Origin of the sequence: Pukyongia salina, from assembly GCF_002966125.1 — a bacterium.
In the GTDB taxonomy this organism is placed as follows: domain Bacteria; phylum Bacteroidota; class Bacteroidia; order Flavobacteriales; family Flavobacteriaceae; genus Pukyongia; species Pukyongia salina.
The window spans coordinates 201,533-218,472 of record NZ_CP027062.1; the positions used below are offsets into that span (position 1 = coordinate 201,533).

Annotated in this window: 16 protein-coding genes; 6 read left to right on the plus strand and 10 right to left on the minus strand. The window is 42.9% G+C overall.

Translation table 11 applies throughout. From position 1 onward, the window contains the following. The first annotated feature begins 15 nt into the window (after positions 1-15). The 5 genes from C5O00_RS01015 to C5O00_RS01035 are packed head-to-tail and all read left to right on the plus strand — an operon-like array spanning position 16 to position 4,343. Positions 16-600: a DUF1572 family protein gene (locus tag C5O00_RS01015; RefSeq protein ID WP_105214133.1), complete on the plus strand. Its 585-nt coding sequence runs from the start codon at positions 16-18 to the stop codon at positions 598-600. 26 nt (positions 601-626) lie between these two features. Further along, positions 627-1,019 carry a VOC family protein gene (locus C5O00_RS01020; protein WP_105214135.1) on the plus strand — a complete coding sequence of 131 codons (393 nt, stop codon included), beginning with the start codon at positions 627-629 and terminating at the stop codon, positions 1,017-1,019. Between the two features lie 24 nt (positions 1,020-1,043). Further along, positions 1,044-1,538, plus strand: a complete 495-nt coding sequence (locus C5O00_RS01025; RefSeq protein ID WP_105214137.1) for an SRPBCC family protein — start codon at positions 1,044-1,046, stop codon at positions 1,536-1,538. A gap of 10 nt (positions 1,539-1,548) precedes the next feature. Then, positions 1,549-3,807: a beta-glucosidase BglX gene (gene bglX / locus C5O00_RS01030; RefSeq protein ID WP_105214139.1), complete on the plus strand. Its 2,259-nt coding sequence runs from the start codon at positions 1,549-1,551 to the stop codon at positions 3,805-3,807. An 11-nt stretch (positions 3,808-3,818) separates the two neighbouring features. Beyond that, positions 3,819-4,343, plus strand: coding sequence for a hypothetical protein (locus tag C5O00_RS01035; RefSeq protein WP_105214141.1), 525 nt, complete (start codon positions 3,819-3,821; stop codon positions 4,341-4,343). On the opposite strand, the gene C5O00_RS01040 is transcribed toward C5O00_RS01035, so the two are convergent. From C5O00_RS01040 to pyrG, 6 genes are all read right to left on the minus strand, one after another. Further along, positions 4,340-5,284, minus strand: a complete 945-nt coding sequence (locus C5O00_RS01040) for an NAD(P)H-dependent flavin oxidoreductase (RefSeq protein WP_105214143.1) — start codon at positions 5,282-5,284, stop codon at positions 4,340-4,342. The two genes, C5O00_RS01035 and C5O00_RS01040, sit on opposite strands and share 4 nt — an antisense overlap. Beyond that, the gene (locus tag C5O00_RS01045; protein WP_105214145.1) at positions 5,284-6,903 is read right to left on the minus strand and encodes a S8 family serine peptidase; all 1,620 of its coding nucleotides are present in this window, start codon (positions 6,901-6,903) and stop codon (positions 5,284-5,286) included. Before C5O00_RS01045 ends, C5O00_RS01040 begins: the two co-directional genes overlap by 1 nt. A gap of 9 nt (positions 6,904-6,912) precedes the next feature. Continuing rightward, positions 6,913-8,103 (minus strand): tRNA 2-thiouridine(34) synthase MnmA, encoded by a 1,191-nt coding sequence (mnmA, locus tag C5O00_RS01050; RefSeq protein WP_105214147.1) that lies wholly within the window; start codon positions 8,101-8,103, stop codon positions 6,913-6,915. 84 nt (positions 8,104-8,187) lie between these two features. Further along, a complete protein-coding gene (locus C5O00_RS01055) occupies positions 8,188-8,874 on the minus strand; it encodes a toxin-antitoxin system YwqK family antitoxin (protein WP_105214149.1) in 687 nt (228 codons plus the stop codon). 83 nt (positions 8,875-8,957) lie between these two features. Continuing rightward, positions 8,958-10,850 (minus strand): membrane protein insertase YidC, encoded by a 1,893-nt coding sequence (gene yidC / locus C5O00_RS01060; RefSeq protein ID WP_105214151.1) that lies wholly within the window; start codon positions 10,848-10,850, stop codon positions 8,958-8,960. Between the two features lie 146 nt (positions 10,851-10,996). Beyond that, positions 10,997-12,610 carry a CTP synthase gene (pyrG, locus tag C5O00_RS01065; RefSeq protein WP_105214153.1) on the minus strand — a complete coding sequence of 538 codons (1,614 nt, stop codon included), beginning with the start codon at positions 12,608-12,610 and terminating at the stop codon, positions 10,997-10,999. 158 nt (positions 12,611-12,768) lie between these two features. On the opposite strand from pyrG, the gene C5O00_RS01070 reads away from it, so the two are divergent. Further along, positions 12,769-13,800, plus strand: a complete 1,032-nt coding sequence (locus C5O00_RS01070) for a hypothetical protein (RefSeq protein ID WP_105214155.1) — start codon at positions 12,769-12,771, stop codon at positions 13,798-13,800. A gap of 7 nt (positions 13,801-13,807) precedes the next feature. On the opposite strand, the gene C5O00_RS01075 is transcribed toward C5O00_RS01070, so the two are convergent. From C5O00_RS01075 to C5O00_RS01090, 4 genes are read right to left on the minus strand one after another with little or no spacing between them, the layout of a single operon-like run. Then, positions 13,808-14,056 carry a DUF3820 family protein gene (locus tag C5O00_RS01075; RefSeq protein WP_105214157.1) on the minus strand — a complete coding sequence of 83 codons (249 nt, stop codon included), beginning with the start codon at positions 14,054-14,056 and terminating at the stop codon, positions 13,808-13,810. After that, positions 14,040-14,576, minus strand: a complete 537-nt coding sequence (locus C5O00_RS01080; RefSeq protein ID WP_105214159.1) for a DUF922 domain-containing protein — start codon at positions 14,574-14,576, stop codon at positions 14,040-14,042. Before C5O00_RS01080 ends, C5O00_RS01075 begins: the two co-directional genes overlap by 17 nt. Positions 14,577-14,627: 51 nt before the next feature. Further along, the gene (locus C5O00_RS01085) at positions 14,628-15,038 is read right to left on the minus strand and encodes an OsmC family protein (protein ID WP_105214161.1); all 411 of its coding nucleotides are present in this window, start codon (positions 15,036-15,038) and stop codon (positions 14,628-14,630) included. Continuing rightward, on the minus strand, positions 15,035-16,939 hold the full coding sequence (locus C5O00_RS01090; RefSeq protein ID WP_105214163.1) for a PBP1 and LysM peptidoglycan-binding domain-containing protein: 1,905 nt from the start codon (positions 16,937-16,939) through the stop codon (positions 15,035-15,037). The genes C5O00_RS01085 and C5O00_RS01090 overlap by 4 nt, the downstream gene beginning before the upstream one ends. Between the last annotated feature and the right edge of the window lies 1 nt (position 16,940).

Below are 16,940 nucleotides of genomic sequence, written 5' to 3' on the forward strand. Positions count from 1 at the left end.
CGTTAACTTTAGGTGATGAAAGATTTCGAACGAAATTATCTCACCGGCCTAAGGAAACAATTCGAATATTACAAACTATTAGGCGAGCGCACCTTCGATCAATTATCCGAAGCAGATCTGTTTTGGCGCTATAACGAATCGAGTAATTCTATAGCCGTCATGGTAAATCATTTGTGGGGTAATATGATGTCACGATGGACTAACTTTCTCAGCTCCGATGGAGAAAAAACCTGTCGCGAACGGGATCTCGAATTCGAGGAAGTGTTAAGGAGCAAAAAAGAGATGATGTTGAAATGGGAGGAAGGTTGGGCTTGTTTATTCGAGGCCCTGGATTCTGTTAACGAAGGAAATATCGATCAAACTGTTTATATCAGAAATCAGGAACACAGTATCCCTGAGGCGATCAACAGGCAGTTGGCGCATTACGCTTATCACATCGGGCAGATCGTCTATGTGGGTAGAATGATACGGGATCAACAGTGGGAAAGTTTATCAATTCCGAAGGGAAAATCTCAAAGCTTCAATCGTAAAAAATTTTCAGAAGAAAAGCACAGGGCTCATTTTACCGATGAGTTCCTCAACCATAATGCCGAATCCTAATTCGAATAATAACTTAACACCCACTTATGAACAGCATCATTCCCTATATCGCCTTTCCCGGAACCTGTAAAGAGGCCATGGAGTTCTACGCAGACACACTCAATGGACGCATAACCACTATGCAATCTTTTGCTGAAGCGCCCATGGAAGTACCGGAACAAATCCAGGACCGCATCTTTAATTCTGAACTAAAGGCAGGCAGTATAACGATCAAGGCATCAGACGACCTCCCTACCCACCCGGTTACGCAAGGAAGCAATATGTCGTTGTATGTTGTATTTCCGAATGCTGATATGAAAACCGAAGTATTTAATAAACTTTCGGAAGGGGGCCAGGTACTTTTCCCTATTTCAGATAATTTTGGAATGCTCAAGGATAAATTCGGAATTCAATGGATGGTGGTGCATCACGACGACTGATGCATAACCCTAATCATATATAATATGAAAAATTTCGACTGGACGCAGTTTACACGTAAGATCGCCGTAAAAGCCCCGTTGGAGGTAATTTACGACGCCTGGACAAGATCCCACGAATTGGAACGCTGGTTCCTTAGTGATGCCACATTCTTTAACGGTAGTGGCGAAAAAGTTGACAAAAAATCTAGGTATGCTGTTGGTGATCGCTATGAGTGGCAGTGGTATCTCTGGGACGGAACCGAGGAAGGCATGGTCAAGGATATGAACGGGAAGGACCACCTTCAGTTTACCTTTGCTGGTGATTGCCTGGTAGATATTAACCTCTCAACGATGGATGATTATACCGTGGTATCGTTAACACAGAAGAACATCCCTATAGACGATCAAAATAAGATAAACACCCGTTTGGGGTGTGACAGCGGCTGGTCATTCTATCTCGTAAACCTAAAATCGATCTACGAAGGAGGTCTCGATCTTCGTAACAAAAATGAAAAATTAAAATCCATGCTCAACGCTTAAATTGAAATTCATGATACACACTTCATCCCGAATACTTCAAGCACTAATAGTCTTAACGTTAATCACCACTTGCAGTCTTTATGGTCAGGATAAAAATATCGACCAAAAAGTAGACTCCCTGCTAAATATAATGACCCTGGAGGAGAAAGTTGGGCAGATGAATCAATACAATGGGTTTTGGAATATCACCGGACCCGTTCCTAAAGAGGGAAATGCCAAATTAAAATACGAACATCTTAAAAACGGGATGGTTGGTTCCATGCTCAATGTTCGCGGCACTGAGAACGCTCGAAAATTACAGGAGATCGTGGTTAACGAAACCCGTCTGGGTATCCCTTTACTATTTGGTTTCGATGTAATTCACGGTCAAAAGACCATTGCCCCAATTCCCCTGGCCGAAGCAGCTAGCTGGGACCTGGATGCCATAGAGAAATCTGCCAGGATCGCGGCCCTCGAGGCCACGGCTGAAGGAATACACTGGACCTTCGCTCCTATGATCGATATTTCCAGAGATGCAAGGTGGGGCCGGGTGATGGAAGGTGGTGGTGAGGATACCTACCTGGGAACAAAGATAGGAGTTGCCAGGATCAAAGGGTTTCAGGGGAACGACCTGTCTGCCCCGGGGACTATGGCCGCCTGTGCCAAGCATTTTGCAGGTTATGGTTTTGCTGAAGCAGGTAAAGATTATAATACTGTGGATGTAGGAACAACTACCTTGTATAATGTGATCCTGCCGCCCTTTAAGGCTGCCGTTGAAAATGATGTGAAGACCGTCATGAATTCATTCAATACATTAAACGGAATACCGGCCACTGCAGATGCATTCCTTCAAAGGGATATCCTGAAAGGAAAATGGGGGTTTGAAGGCTTTGTTATTTCCGACTGGGGTTCGGGAAAGGAAATGATAGACCATGGTTTTGCGAAAGATCTAAATGACGTGGCAGTTCTATCTGCTAACGCGGGTTCGGATATGGACATGGAATCCTACGCTTATGTAACCCATCTTAAGGAAGCTGTGGAAAAAGGTGCTGTAAAGATGTCTGTGATCGACGATGCAGTAAGACGAATTCTTAAGGTAAAATACGAATTAGGGTTATTCGACGATCCCTATCGCTATTGCAACCCGGAGCGTGAAAAAGAACTGATTAGCCATCCAGATCATCACGCCGGCGTACTGGATATGGCGAAAAAATCTATAGTGTTGTTAAAAAATCAGGGCAACTTACTTCCCCTGTCCAAAGACCAGAAAAAGATAGCCGTTATTGGTGCATTGGCTAATGATAAGAACAGCCCGTTGGGTAGTTGGCGCCTGGCCTCCGATGATAACTCGGCTGTATCTGTACTGGAGGGTTTAAAAGAGTTTTCTTCGGAAATTACCTATGCTAAGGGCCCCGATCTCACTAAGGGACCGCTTACCTTTATCAATGAAGTTGAGATCAATGAAACAAATAAAAGTGGCTGGGACCAGGCAATAGCCCTTGCGAAAGAATCGGAAGTAGTGATCATGGTTTTGGGCGAGCACGGTTTTCAGAGCGGTGAAGGGAGAAGCCGTGCCAATCTGGATCTCCCCGGTTTACAGCAGGAACTACTTGAAGATGTTTATAGTGTAAACAAAAATATAATCCTGGTACTAAACAATGGCCGCCCCCTTACCATTCCCTGGGCCGCCGAAAATATTCCTGCCATCGTTGAGGCCTGGCATTTAGGGAGTGAGACCGGTCATGCCGTAGCCCAGGTTCTCTTTGGTGAATACAACCCGAGTGGGAAACTTCCAATGACATTCCCGAGAAGTGTTGGACAAGTGCCAATATACTACAATCCCTATAGCACCGGAAGACCGGGACCAATCGATCTGGTATTCTGGTCGCATTATACAGACGAATCAAATACTCCGCAATACCCATTTGGATTTGGATTGAGTTATACAGAATTTGGATATTCGGATCTAAAAATAGATGCATCTAATTCTAGGGCAATAAAAGTTTCGGTGAAAGTGACAAATAAGGGAAATCGGTTTGGAGAAGAAGTATGTCAGTTATACATAAGGGACAGGGTGGCGAGTGTAGTAAGACCCGTTAAGGAACTAAAAGGATTTGAGAAATTTGGTTTAAAACCTAAAGAATCACGAACCGTAGAATTTGTCCTTACTGAAAAGGAGCTAGGTTTCTTCAACGGACAGGGAGATTTTATCGTAGAAAAGGGAGCTTTTAATGTGATGGTTGGAACCAGTTCGACTGAAGGTCTCACCGGAAGTTTTGAGCTAAAATAAGAACGACCGCTATGAAGAAATTGAGCATAATACTTATCATTTTTATTACTTCGTTAGCTACAGCTCAGGAGAAAAAAATTCCGGAGTGGTTTCTGAACGATCTCGAAGAAAGTATTGGTACCTGGATTGCGGATAACAAGAATTATGTTTCAGAGAACGAGCCATTCACCCATTACGGGATCGAATGGTCCTGGGGCCTGGGAAAAACCACTATGAAAGGAAGGTTGTTTGGCTTAATAGATGGGGAGGAACAAGGTGATTTTTGGGAATTTCGTCAATACTGGGATAATGTGAATGAAGTTGCGGTTGTGGAGCAATTTGGCAATGGAGGAATGATAGGATTAGGATCTTTACATCCTATCGATGAATACACGACAGAATCTGTTCAAACTTTTTCACTTCCTAACGGCAACAGCTGGAAAGACCGGCATATCAGTATTCGAAAAAAAACTGAACTCATCACCACTTCCTATAAGATGGATTCCGAAGGGAAATGGGTTGAAAATCGCACCTACAGCTGGACAAAGAAAAATTAAAACAGGTCTTTCACTGTAGATCTTGCTGCCTCGAATTCGGTTACCATTTCGTCCACAATTTGTGCCGCCGGTTTTATGTCGTGAATTAATCCTGCGATCTGTCCTATTTCCAGTTCGCCTTCTTCCAGATCCCCTTCAAACATACCGCGTTTCGCCCTGGCCCGGCCCAGTAATTCTTTCAGCTCTTCGGGAGAAGGGTTGGATTGATATAATTTCATCACATCCTCAAAGAACTTGTTTTTCAGCATTCGTACGGGAGCCAGTTCTTTTAAGGTAAGAAGAGTATCACCTTCTTTGGCGGCAACCACCATCTTTTTAAAGGCAATATGTGAACTGGATTCTTCCGAAGCAACAAATCTACTACCTACCTGCACACCATCAGCTCCCAGTACCATGGCCGCCAACATTCCTCTGCCATTGGCGATCCCTCCGGCTGCGATAAGTGGGACAGAAATTTGTTCCTTCACCATAGGGATAAGTGTGAAGGTTGTAGTTTCTTCCCTCCCATTATGACCGCCAGCCTCGAAGCCTTCAGCCACAACAGCATCCACTCCGGCTTCCTGAGCTTTTAAGGCAAATTTTACACTACTTACCACATGCACTACGGTGATTCCGGCTTCCTTGAGTTGAGAGGTATAAGTTTTCGGGTTGCCAGCGGAAGTAAACACGATTGAAACTCCTTCTTCGATTATAATCTCTATGATCTCTTCCAGATTGGGATATAACATAGGAACATTTACTCCGAAGGGTTTATCGGTTGCCTTTTTACATTTTTGTATATGTTCCCTAAGGACCTCGGGATACATGGATCCGGCGCCAAGCAGGCCCAAGCCCCCGGCATTGCTAACTGCGCTTGCTAATCGCCAGCCACTGTTCCAGATCATTCCGGCCTGGATGATGGGATACTTGATATTAAATAATGTTGTAATCCTGTTTTGCACTATCGCTTTACAATTTTAAAGGTGTTGGAAGCTAATTCCCCCTTGATGGAAACCAAATACATGCCTGCGCGTAGCTGCGCAATATTTATTCCCCCCGTTGTGCTGGTAACTTCGTGATCAAATACTTTTTCGCCTAATAGATTATATACTGTAACGGTGGCGCGCTCTTCAGCTGTAGGGAATGATATATTTAATATTTCACTTACAGGGTTAGGATACAACGCAAAATTAATTTGTAATAAGAATTGATCATTTCCTAAGAGTTGCAGGGCATTATATGCATCTTCGAAGTTAGGGATGCCGTAGCCCATCTCGTCTGTAGGATTGTTGAACAAATGCGCAGATTCCCTAACGATCTGCATAACCTGAAAGTTACGTGCGTCCGGCCTGCTCTGCCACAAACAAGCCACCACGCCTGTCATAATAGGAGAGCTAAAGGAAGTTCCGCTATTGGTGGTTATCATTCCATTTTCGTTAACTACGGCAGCACTGGCACCTTGCGCCATAACATCGGGCTTTATTCTACCATCTACCGTAGGGCCAATAGAGCTGAACGAGGCGTAATTACCATTGCTGTCTACAGCACCTACCGTTAAAATACCCAGAGCATCCGCGGGGGTTGCGACGTAAGTAAATCCTCCCCCGTCATTACCCGCCGAGGTTACCAGTAGCATTCCCTTGTCGAAAGCAAGATTAGCTGCTCTGGCGCCAAGGGTGGTCTCCCCATCCAGATCGGCATAGCTGTGATCGTAATTAGGATTATCAAAATCCTGGTACCCAAGGGAGGTGTTCACCACATCGACTCCAAGGCTATCGGCTCGTTCCAGGGCTTCCAACCAGTATGCCTCTTCTACCGGGCGTTCGGTGGAGGCATCTTCTGTCCTGAACAGATAATAGGACGCTTCCGGGGCTGTTCCCACGAACTGTCCGTCGATAAAGCCAGCCATATCGCTAAGCACTCTTGCGCCATGACTACTACTTCCGCCTATCGTGACTTGATCCAATACAAAATCGAAAGTCCCTAATAGTCTGTTTTCAGAAATCAATTCGGCAAAAGCAGGATTGGTGGTTACGTTTGGAAAGCCACTATCCAGAACGGCGATGATCATTCCATCTCCGGTAAAATCCTGTTCATGCAGGAAATCTCCGGCCAGCATTTGTATTTGATTGGCTGCTGCTCCATAATTATAAACGATTCGGGAAGATTCGTTCTCAAGGGAAAATTTATCGGGTGTAGGAAAAGGAACCGGAAATAGGTTCAGATCAGGATCCATGAATTCTACTGCCGTAACAAAAGATAAATTGAGGAGGTCTTCGACTTCAGCCTGAGTACCGCTCACGTAAACCGCATTAAGCCATTTACTCTTAGAGTACACTGTGATCCCGGGCTGACTCTTAATCGTGCTTATATAGGTTTCATTCACGGGTACATCCCGCTCATCGATTGTTACGTTATGCGTTGTTTTTCTATCGATGGCCTCCTGGGTTAGGATACTAATAGGATTAGCGATCGAGGCCGCCACATTTTCCTTGTCGGCAAAAAACACCAAAGCCTCCTGTGATTGTGCGAGTATGCCCTGACACACTAACATAATCCCGGCCATAAATAATTTTTTCATATAAAATAATTAAGATATTACACCACTGCCCAGCAATTCTTCCCCATCGTACCAGGCAACAAATTGCCCTTCGCTAATCGCCGACTGCGGCTGCTTAAAGATAACATAAAGTCCAGACTCTGTCCGGTGCAGCGTTGCCTCCTGCAAAGGTTGCCTGTAGCGGATTCGAGCCTTAACCTTTAAAGATTGATCTACCTCTAATTCAAGATCTTCACGAACCCAATGTATCTCCTCGCCCCGCACAAAGAGTCCTTGTCTATACAAGCCGGGATGGTCTTTCCCCTGCCCTGTGTAGATCACATTTTCTTCTACATCGGTATCGATTACAAAAAGGGGTTCTTTCGTCCCGCCTACGGCCAGGCCTTTTCTTTGACCTTTGGTAAAAAAATGTGCTCCCTGGTGTTTCCCAACTACAGTACCATCACCGGTTCCGTACCTTTTCTTAGCCGCCAGGTATTTAAGTTTATCTTCTTCGGAATTAAAATTAGGTGGGCCTACAGCATAGCCTTCGAAGTTTGAAGGGACCTCTACGATCACTCCTTCCTTCGGAGCTAACTGCTGCTGAAGGAAATCGGGCAGGCGGACTTTTCCAATAAAACAAAGCCCCTGAGAATCTCTTTTCTCGGCGGTGATAAGACCCTTACTCGCAGCGATCTCTCTTACCTGGGGTTTCATTAGTTCTCCAATTGGGAAGAGGGTCTTTGCCAGTTGCTCCTGGGATAACTGACAAAGAAAATAAGACTGGTCTTTGTTATTATCCTTGCCGGAAAGTAACCTGTGGATGGTTTTGCCATCTTTCTCTATAGAATCCTTTCGGCAGTAATGGCCTGTAGCCACAAAATCGGCCCCAAGGTCCAGAGCGATCTTCATAAACACATCGAACTTGATCTCCCGGTTACACAATACATCAGGATTGGGAGTTCTTCCCATTTCGTATTCCCTGAACATATAATCTACGATCCGTTCTTTATATTGCTCACTCAAGTCGACTGTTTGAAACGGAATCCCAAGTTTTTGAGCAACAAGCATTGCATCATTACTATCTTCTAACCACGGACATTCATTAGATATGGTCACAGTGTCGTCATGCCAGTTCTTCATAAAGAGGCCTATAACATCATAACCTTGTTCTTTAAGAAGATAGGCAGCCACACTGGAGTCTACTCCTCCACTTAATCCTACAACAACCCGCTGCTTCATACGATAATTAATTCGCTGCAAAAATACGATAAAACTGTTTAAGATAGTGTGACGTTAGCGCTGGTCAAAAATTACAATATGTAACTAATTTCTGGGCCTGGGGTGGGTTTCCTCAACTTCCACCTTTCCATCCTTGAAGTATTGCCAGAGACCGTGTTTGGCGCCGTCCTTATAGAACCCTTTTATAGTTACATTCCCATAGGCATCATAGTATATAGCCTCCCCATGAAGTTGGTCGTTGCTATATCGAAGTTTTTTTAATAAAGTCCCATCAGGGCCATAATACAGGTTTTCACCCTGCATAAGGCCATCAACATAGCTTATTTCCTCGGTGACCTGACCGTTGGGATAGTAGGTATACTTTTTACCGTCCAGTTTTCCGTTCTTATAGTTCTCCCTGGACATTACAGCGCTGGACTTCTTATGGTAGAATAACCACTCTCCTATTCGGTCTTTTCCCTGCATTTTGCCTTCGCTAACCAGTTTACCTTTTACAGTAAAGTACTGAACTTCGGCAATATCACTATTTGGTCTGAATTTTTTGATCACCATGGGCTGACTCCCACAATCCTCGCAATAGAATTTAAAGGTACCTGTTTCCCTGCCGTGATCAAACTCACCTTCATAGCGTAATTGATCGGTACCCGGAAAGTATTTCTTCCAGCTACCATGCCGCTTTTTATTCTCATCAAATTGATTGATTCCCTCCTGTGATAAAAGTGGGGAGAATGTGAAAACAATTCCGAAGAAAAAAAACAAAACAGATCTCATACCATTGCACTTTTATAGTAAACGAATTTTTTAAAAATGTATTGAATCCTGATCCTACTTTTTCAAAAAAATACTATTTATGATCACTTCCGTTTTCCAGCCTTTTTTTGTTGTTCGGCCTGCTCCATCATTTCTGCCATCTTCCGTTGAAAACGATTCTGTTTTTTAGGCTTTTTCTTATTCTCCTGAATCTTCGCATGGATCTTGTCCTCGTCCAGAATAAAGTTCTTGATCACCAGCATGATACCAATGGTGATCAGGTTAGAGGTTAGATAATAAAGCGATAGCCCACTGGCGTAGTTATTAAAGAATACGAGCATGAACAACGGAGACAGATACATAAGAAACTTCATATTTGGCATTCCAGGTTGCTGTTGTGCCTGCATGCTCTGCCCCATTGTCATCATCATATAGACAAAAATGGCGATGGACGCGAGAATTGGGAATAAACTAATATGGTCTCCATAAAAAGGTATGTACGGAATCTCCGCGATGGTGTCGAAACTCGACAGATCTTCCGCCCACAGGAAACTCTTTTGTCTCAGGTCGAAGGCAGTTGGGAAGAAAGTAAACAAAGCATAGAACACCGGAATTTGCAGTAATGCCGGTAAACATCCCGTTTTCAACGGATTGGCCCCTGCAATGTTCTGCAATTTCATGGTCTCCTGCTGGATCTTCATTTTGTTGTCCTTGTATTTCTCGCGGATCTCATCCAATTCGGGTTTCAGGATCTTCATCTTCATTTGAGAGAGATACTGCTTATACTGAACCGGAGATAATACTAACTTGATAAGGATGGTCAATACAATGATGGCGATACCGGCAGGAAGGAACCCACTTAGAAAACCGAACAATGGGATGATGATGTATTTGTTGATCATACCAAAGATTCCCCATCCCAGTGGCATAGCTTCATCGAGGTTTCGATCGTATTTTTTAAAGATCTTGTAATCGGTAGGACCGTAATACATATTCATATTATAATCCACAGAACCTCCTTTGGCGGTAAGTAGCATTTTGGCGCCGTATTGTTTTGTAAATACCGTGTCTACTTCTTCGTCTTCCACCAGGTCAACCGAAGTTAAGGCGACCTCATCGAAAGGTGTGTCGGTAAGGAGCATAGAAGAAAAGAAATGCTGACGGAAATTCATCCAGCTAACATCTTTTTCTAACTCCTCATCTTCTCCTGAAGGTGATAGTTTGGAGTGCTTGTCACCTTCGTATTCGTAGGTAAGCCTGGTATATCTGTTTTCGTAAGAAATACTTTTTGCGTGACGATACCCTTTTAGGTTCCAGTCAAGGTATATGGGTTGGGAGGTGTTCATAACGCCATCCAGTCCCTGGGTCTTTAAACTGAATCCCATCATGTATTCTCCTGGCGTTAATTCGTAACGATATTCAATATATGCGCTTTCCGAAGCTTTCAAACGCATGCTGAGTACCTTGTTCTCTCCATCGGTTGATACCTTGGGCTCGAAGAACAGGTCCTTTGTATTTAGCAGTCTGTTTTCGGAAGTAAATTGCAGATTAAAAGAATTGTTTCCGTCTTTAATAAGGTAGATAGGATCTCCGTTGATAGTGGTGTGATCCTTCAGGCGAGCCAGGGTTATTTGACCACCTTTATTACTTACGTGAAGTTCGAGGACATCGTTCTCGATCACGGTGGTAGATTCGATCGCTGAAGGCAAGGTAGCCGAGTATGCAAAAGAGCCCAGCCTGTTTTTAAGATTTTCCATGGCAAGGGAGTCCCCTGTCTGTACCGCAACGATTTCCTGAATACCTTCTTCAAGCCCTATCGTATCTTTTACTACCTCCTCTTCTGTCTTTTCAGCCTCCTTGCTGAGCTGTTCGGTCTTTTGTTTTTCTGCCTCAATTTCCTCCGGAGTAGGTTGTTGCAGATAAAGCATGTAAACCAGGATCCCTCCTATAAGTATAAAACCAATTAGTGAATTGAGGTCAAACTTCTTTTCTTCCATATGTTCAAATTCCGAAGCCAAAAGTGTTTTTGCTTCGAACTTAATTAAGTTGTCAATTTATGTTTTCAGAATTAATTCTGAAGGCGATACTGCCGACTTCTCATTACCAATAATCCCGCCGCGGCTGCAAATTACGCCAAATTGTCTTATTTCTCCGAATGTTCACGAGCCGCTTTCACAAATGCAACAAATAACGGATGCGGATTTGCTACTGTGCTCTTGTATTCGGGATGGTATTGCACCCCTACAAACCAGGGGTGAGAGGGTAGTTCTATGATCTCCACCAGCCCAGTATCGGGATTGAAACCTGTGGCCGTCATTCCTGCTGCTTCCAGTTGGTCGCGGTAATGGTCATTGTATTCATAACGATGGCGATGCCGCTCCTTCACCACTTTTGTTTTATATACTCCACTTACAATAGATCCTTCCTTTAATTCACAGGCCCATGATCCAAGTCGCATAGTACCTCCTTTATGCGTTACATTTTTTTGTTCTTCCATCAGGTCGATAACCGGGTGAGGGGTGTCCGGATCCATTTCGGTGGAATTAGCTCCTTCCAGTCCCAGGACGTTTCGGCTGTATTCTATCACCGCCATTTGCATTCCCAGGCAAATTCCGAAGAAAGGTAGATTATTCTCACGCGCATAACGTACTGCATCTATCTTACCTTCCACGCCTCTTTCTCCAAACCCGGGCGCTACCAGGATTCCGTCCAGATGCGAAACCACATCCTTGATGGTATTAGAATCTATATGTTCTGAATGGATATATTCCACATCTACTTTCACTTCATTCTCGGCACCTGCATGGATAAAAGACTCCAGGATAGACTTATAGCTGTCCTGTAATTCTACATACTTCCCTATCAAACCGATCTTTACGTGGCTCTTCGGGTTTTTATGACGATCGAGAAATTCGTTCCATTGATCCAGATTAGGTTCCGGGGCATTCTCAAGATTTAATTTCTTGAGGGTGACATCATCCAGGCCTTCATCCAGCATCATATTGGGTACGTCGTAAATGGTAGATGCATCTATTGACTGAATAACTGCCTCTTCTTTCACATTACAGAATAAGGCCAATTTCTGGCGCAGTTCCTGACTTAAATGATGTTCGGTTCTACAAACGAGTATATCTGCCCTGATCCCACTTTCCATGAGTGTTTTTACCGAATGCTGCGTGGGTTTTGTTTTTAATTCTCCGGCCGCCGAGAGAAATGGCACTAAGGTTAAATGGATCACCAGGGCGTTATCGTCGCCTAATTCCCATTTTAACTGACGTACAGATTCTATGTATGGTAGTGACTCTATATCACCTACGGTTCCCCCGATCTCTGTGATAACAATATCGTAATCCCCGCTGTTACCCAATATCTGAATACGCTCTTTTATCTCATTGGTGATATGCGGGATCACCTGTACGGTCTTTCCTAAAAATTCGCCCCGTCTTTCCTTTTCAATAACACTTTGGTAGATACGACCGGTGGTGACATTATTTGCCTGAGAGGTAGGTACATTGAGGAATCGTTCGTAGTGGCCCAGGTCCAGGTCGGTTTCAGCGCCGTCGTCTGTAACATAGCATTCTCCATGTTCATACGGATTTAGGGTTCCCGGATCGACATTTATATAGGGATCCAGTTTTTGGATCGTTACCCGGTAACCACGTGCCTGCAGCAATTTAGCCAGCGATGCAGCGATGATACCTTTTCCTAATGATGATGAAACCCCGCCCGTAACGAAGATGTACTTTGTTTTGCTCATGAAGTTGTAGCTTGCTGTTACCTATACGGGGTGTAAAGATACATTATTCTTAGAAGTTTCAGACTTATAAAAGAATAAATCAATTTAAAGTTTATTAGATATTACGGGTTATATTTGGCGTTTTCCAGAACTTACTAGAAATACTAAACCAAAACATAATGTATAATACCATCAGATCAACATTTACAATCCTATTCATTTTCATTTGTGTAACCTCTTTTAGCCAGATATCTGTAAGCCCAAGACATATTGGGGGTTCAAAAAATTTTAAGAAAGGAACCCTTGAGTCATTTAAAAAAACAACCACAGTTTTTGTACTTTCCAATATATACAGCACTTCAGAATATGAAACCATATTGAATATGTCATGGAAGGCCACGCCCTTTAAGGTAGTATCACTTTCAGAATTCAATATAGCCGAATATCTGGATGGAAACTATTCTATAGCGACATTAGAGGGGTATAAAAAGACGATGCAAACCACCACGGGAGTCGACAAATACTCTTATTTGCATGCCTATATCGATATTTACATGTTCGATATCGAGCGATTAAATAAGAAGCTAGAAAGTTTGAAGAAACGTGATGCCGAAAGAGTAAACGATATACTTGAAGACAGCAGGGTTAACATCGCAAGGGTTGAATTGTTTCCCAAAGACGAGTTCATTGCCACAACAATGACTCAAAAGTCAAAAGAAGCAGTGAAATCTATGTTCAACAAAGATGTTTTCAACAATTATGGTAAAGGGTTTCTTGTAAATTATTTTCAGCAAATAAGTTCGGCCATAGAACGCGAAGAGACCTTATGGATGTACGAAAGTGATACACAGAAGGGGTTGAAACAATTAACAACAAAAACCTTATATATCCCCGATTATGTTAAGATAAGATACAATCCGTGGAAAGGTCTTGATGAAGATAAGGACGATACTGAATCACTATTCTCAAAATATGATTATAATTATGAGTTTATTTCAGATGCCGACCTTAACCAGAAGATCATGGACGCCGAGGATATTTATTATTTACGATATGTACGCGTTAACACACAGAAATTTATCCATGTAGTGTCAGCCAGGACAGGAGAAATGGTCTATCAGGAATATGTTGGCGGGTCATTTAGTTATAATCTAAAGTCCAAACATATTTCAAACATCAGCAAGGAAGTGAAGAAATCGGCAAAGAAATAATGATCGGTCATTCGATCAATTTACGAAGCATACCCTCCAGGCCATTAATTTTCAGCTCGTGCATTTCCTGCATTAGCCGGCCTAATTTTCCCGGAGGAAAGCCTTTTTGTTTGAACCACACATAATAAGCCTCAGGTAGATCGACCAGATATTGCTCTTTGTACTTCCCAAAAGGCATTTTGTAGTTAGCGAGTTCTATAAGATGTGCAGCGTTAGGTACAGGGTTGGTACCTTCCTGTTTATTTCCAGGAGTCATATTTCTCTAATTCGGAAGCAATGAAGTCCCTCCATTCGAGTTCCAGTTCACGAAGTTTGGAATGATCACTATCACTATCAAACCGATGTTGCATATCTCGTCTCTCCTGTTCGATCTCACTATACAATTTATCGGCATCTGCCTTTACGTTTTCGGTAACATCGAGTTCCATAAGTTTTTTCCTCAGCTTTCGGGCGTGTAGTTCGGAAATATCGAAGTGTGTCTGTTCATGTTTCAGAATATATTCTGAAGCCGCCTCGGGACGATACCAGGATTGTTTAGGGTAAAAATTGCTTTGAACAGTAAAATTGAATTTATACTCGCCGTTGCGATAGCCAATCGAGTATGATAAGGATATCCCGCTATTCGTGCTAGCCACGTAATCATCGGAACCATTAGGGACCCCTTTGAAATCGGACCAGGTTAGCGGACGTGATTCATCCCACTGCATTTTTTCCTTGTCATTTTCAACCGGGAATAACAGTAAGACCGGGATTGCCAGGATTAAAAGGATTTTCATAAAATTGCTAACGAAAAAAATCGGAATTTATTGAAGAAAATTTCAGAAGCCTTAAAAGCTGTCCCAATTAAAATGGATACGTTTTTGTATATCGGGATGCAAACTATGATGCACCGGGCAGGTATTTCCGGTATTTTCTAAGATTTTTTGATGCTTGTTGGAAACATTGGAAGGGAGAGACATTTCTATCTCTATTTCAGCAATACGCCGGGGATTTGCAGCCATTATTTTGGTAACCACGGCAGTTGAGCCGTCGAGGACCACACCAAGGTCCCTGGCCTTTATACCCATAACGGTAAGCATACAATTTGCGAGTCCTGTTGCCACTGTATCGGTAGGAGAAAAAGCTTCTCCTTTTCCGTTATTATCGAGCGGGGCATCTGTGATATAGGTATTTCCCGACCGTAGATGTTCACATTGGGTACGCAGATCTCCCAGATAGGTTACTTTAGAAGTACTCATTCTACTACTTCAAATTGAAGGTCCTTATTGTATTTTATGATATACAGGGCATTATTCTGATAGCCGGAGAACATTTTCTTGGTATAGCGAAACTTGTTTTCTATATATTCGGTCTCTACATTGCTATCGCTGGCATCGTAAACATCGTCTGCTATGGCAAGCCTTAAGATCACATCGTAGGTTACATCGAATCCACGAACTGCAAAACGATTAGGAAGAACTTCGTATTTGTTCTTATAGCTTACCAAGAAAGCGCTCTTATCTTTAAAATTATAACTCTTATTCACAGAGGGAAAGGTAAAATTGAGATTAGCCAGGTGAATATTCGACACATCTTCATAATCGAATGCGTCGTTCTTATCCAATGTAAAGAGTCTAATTGTTACATGATCCGGCATCCCGTTGAGCAATCCAACTACGTTCGCCACGATCACGGGATTGTCGGATTCGAGTATCACCCAGTTCTCCCGCGTATTGTCCAGCCTCGAACTAATATCTGTATCGTACAGGAATCCTTTTTCTCTGGGCGCCAATGTTTTCGCCCCGGGAATGGCCTCAACAAGAGCTGCCTTTTCCTTCGTCTTTTTTGAATCACTAATAATTATCACATTTTTACCAGGGGCGTGCGTCCTAAGATACTCTAACATTGCCTGCTGTAACATTTCATCTGAAGGCAGGGTTTGAAATAAATTAGAGGAGATCTTGATCTCCCTGTTACTGAGGGGTGAAAATATGGGAGTGTCTGATTTTTTCAGGGAGGCGGCCGCTTTTTCAACATTTCGTCGAAGCAATGGTCCAATTACGGCATCCACATTGGAGAAGTCATTAGATGTACATATAGTGCTAACCTTACTCTCACTACCTTCGGTATCATATATATCCAATTCTACCGATATTCCTTTGTCCTTGGCAAATTCGGCAGCCATAAGTACTCCACTGTAAAAGTCGAGGGCAACGCGAAGAGCTCCATTATCTTTTATAAGATCTATGTTATTTTGCAAAGAGTCCCTGTCTGCTTTCGATAATTGGAAAGGCAACATAACAGCTATCTTCTTTTTACGGTAGTTCTTTATCCCGTCTTCCAGGTTAACAATAACATGTGTATCTCTTGTATCGCTGTTTTTTTCCTTCGGAATTTTTAGGATCATACCTTCCTTAAGACCGTCTTTAGCGTAGGGATTGAGCGCTATGATCTCTTCCTGGCTAAGGCCTAGTTTTACCTTTAATCTGAAAAATCCTTCTTTTGGTAAAACTTCGTAGAATTCGAAATCCTCCTCTTCTATCGTTGCCGATTCTATAAGTGAGTCCACCGGCACATTGAGAACAGTACCGATAGGCAGATTCTCTCCAACCAGTGGATTAAGTGCTTCCAGTTCGGCTATGGTGATACCGTACTTACGGGCGATCCCATATTTAGTTTCCTTAGGCTGAACCGTATGTTTACCATTACTTGCCGTTCCTGTTTCAACGGTTGTAGTTGAAGTATTATCCGTTACCGCCACCTGTTCAAAAACCGGGATCTGTATTCTTTCTCCTTTTTTAAGCTGACGTGAATACAGTTCTTTGTTGTATTTCTTAATATCATCTACGGTGATATTATACCGTTGTGCAATACTAAAAAGTGTTTCTTTTCGCTTTACACGGTGCTTTTTGAAGGAAACTTTCTCCTGCATAGTGGCAGATCCTTCCGAAGGGATCATTAGCAAAGCATTTAACCGGAGGCCGTTCTTAGCGTCTGGATTGAGCTCATAGAGAGTTTCTTCAGAAATGCCATACTTTTTTGAGATACTGTATACAGTCTCCCCTTTTTCAACCCGGTGGGTCTTATATTGCTGGGCTAGTGCGGGACCACCCATAAACATAATAAGACCGATAAGTATGCAGTAAATTATCCTTTTCATT

What these genes read in the sequence shown, in the direction of transcription:
- C5O00_RS01015 (WP_105214133.1), top strand. Translation starts at nt 16, where the DNA reads ATGAAAGATTTCGAACGAAATTATCTCACCGGCCTAAGGAAACAATTC.
- C5O00_RS01080 (WP_105214159.1), bottom strand. Translation starts at nt 14,576, where the DNA reads ATGAAAATCCTTTTAATCCTGGCAATCCCGGTCTTACTGTTATTCCCG.
- pyrG (WP_105214153.1), bottom strand. Translation starts at nt 12,610, where the DNA reads ATGAGCAAAACAAAGTACATCTTCGTTACGGGCGGGGTTTCATCATCA.
- C5O00_RS01075 (WP_105214157.1), bottom strand. Translation starts at nt 14,056, where the DNA reads ATGACTCCTGGAAATAAACAGGAAGGTACCAACCCTGTACCTAACGCT.
- C5O00_RS01035 (WP_105214141.1), top strand. Translation starts at nt 3,819, where the DNA reads ATGAAGAAATTGAGCATAATACTTATCATTTTTATTACTTCGTTAGCT.
- yidC (WP_105214151.1), bottom strand. Translation starts at nt 10,850, where the DNA reads ATGGAAGAAAAGAAGTTTGACCTCAATTCACTAATTGGTTTTATACTT.
- C5O00_RS01020 (WP_105214135.1), top strand. Translation starts at nt 627, where the DNA reads ATGAACAGCATCATTCCCTATATCGCCTTTCCCGGAACCTGTAAAGAG.
- C5O00_RS01025 (WP_105214137.1), top strand. Translation starts at nt 1,044, where the DNA reads ATGAAAAATTTCGACTGGACGCAGTTTACACGTAAGATCGCCGTAAAA.
- C5O00_RS01090 (WP_105214163.1), bottom strand. Translation starts at nt 16,939, where the DNA reads ATGAAAAGGATAATTTACTGCATACTTATCGGTCTTATTATGTTTATG.
- mnmA (WP_105214147.1), bottom strand. Translation starts at nt 8,103, where the DNA reads ATGAAGCAGCGGGTTGTTGTAGGATTAAGTGGAGGAGTAGACTCCAGT.
- C5O00_RS01070 (WP_105214155.1), top strand. Translation starts at nt 12,769, where the DNA reads ATGTATAATACCATCAGATCAACATTTACAATCCTATTCATTTTCATT.
- bglX (WP_105214139.1), top strand. Translation starts at nt 1,549, where the DNA reads ATGATACACACTTCATCCCGAATACTTCAAGCACTAATAGTCTTAACG.
- C5O00_RS01055 (WP_105214149.1), bottom strand. Translation starts at nt 8,874, where the DNA reads ATGAGATCTGTTTTGTTTTTTTTCTTCGGAATTGTTTTCACATTCTCC.
- C5O00_RS01085 (WP_105214161.1), bottom strand. Translation starts at nt 15,038, where the DNA reads ATGAGTACTTCTAAAGTAACCTATCTGGGAGATCTGCGTACCCAATGT.
- C5O00_RS01045 (WP_105214145.1), bottom strand. Translation starts at nt 6,903, where the DNA reads ATGAAAAAATTATTTATGGCCGGGATTATGTTAGTGTGTCAGGGCATA.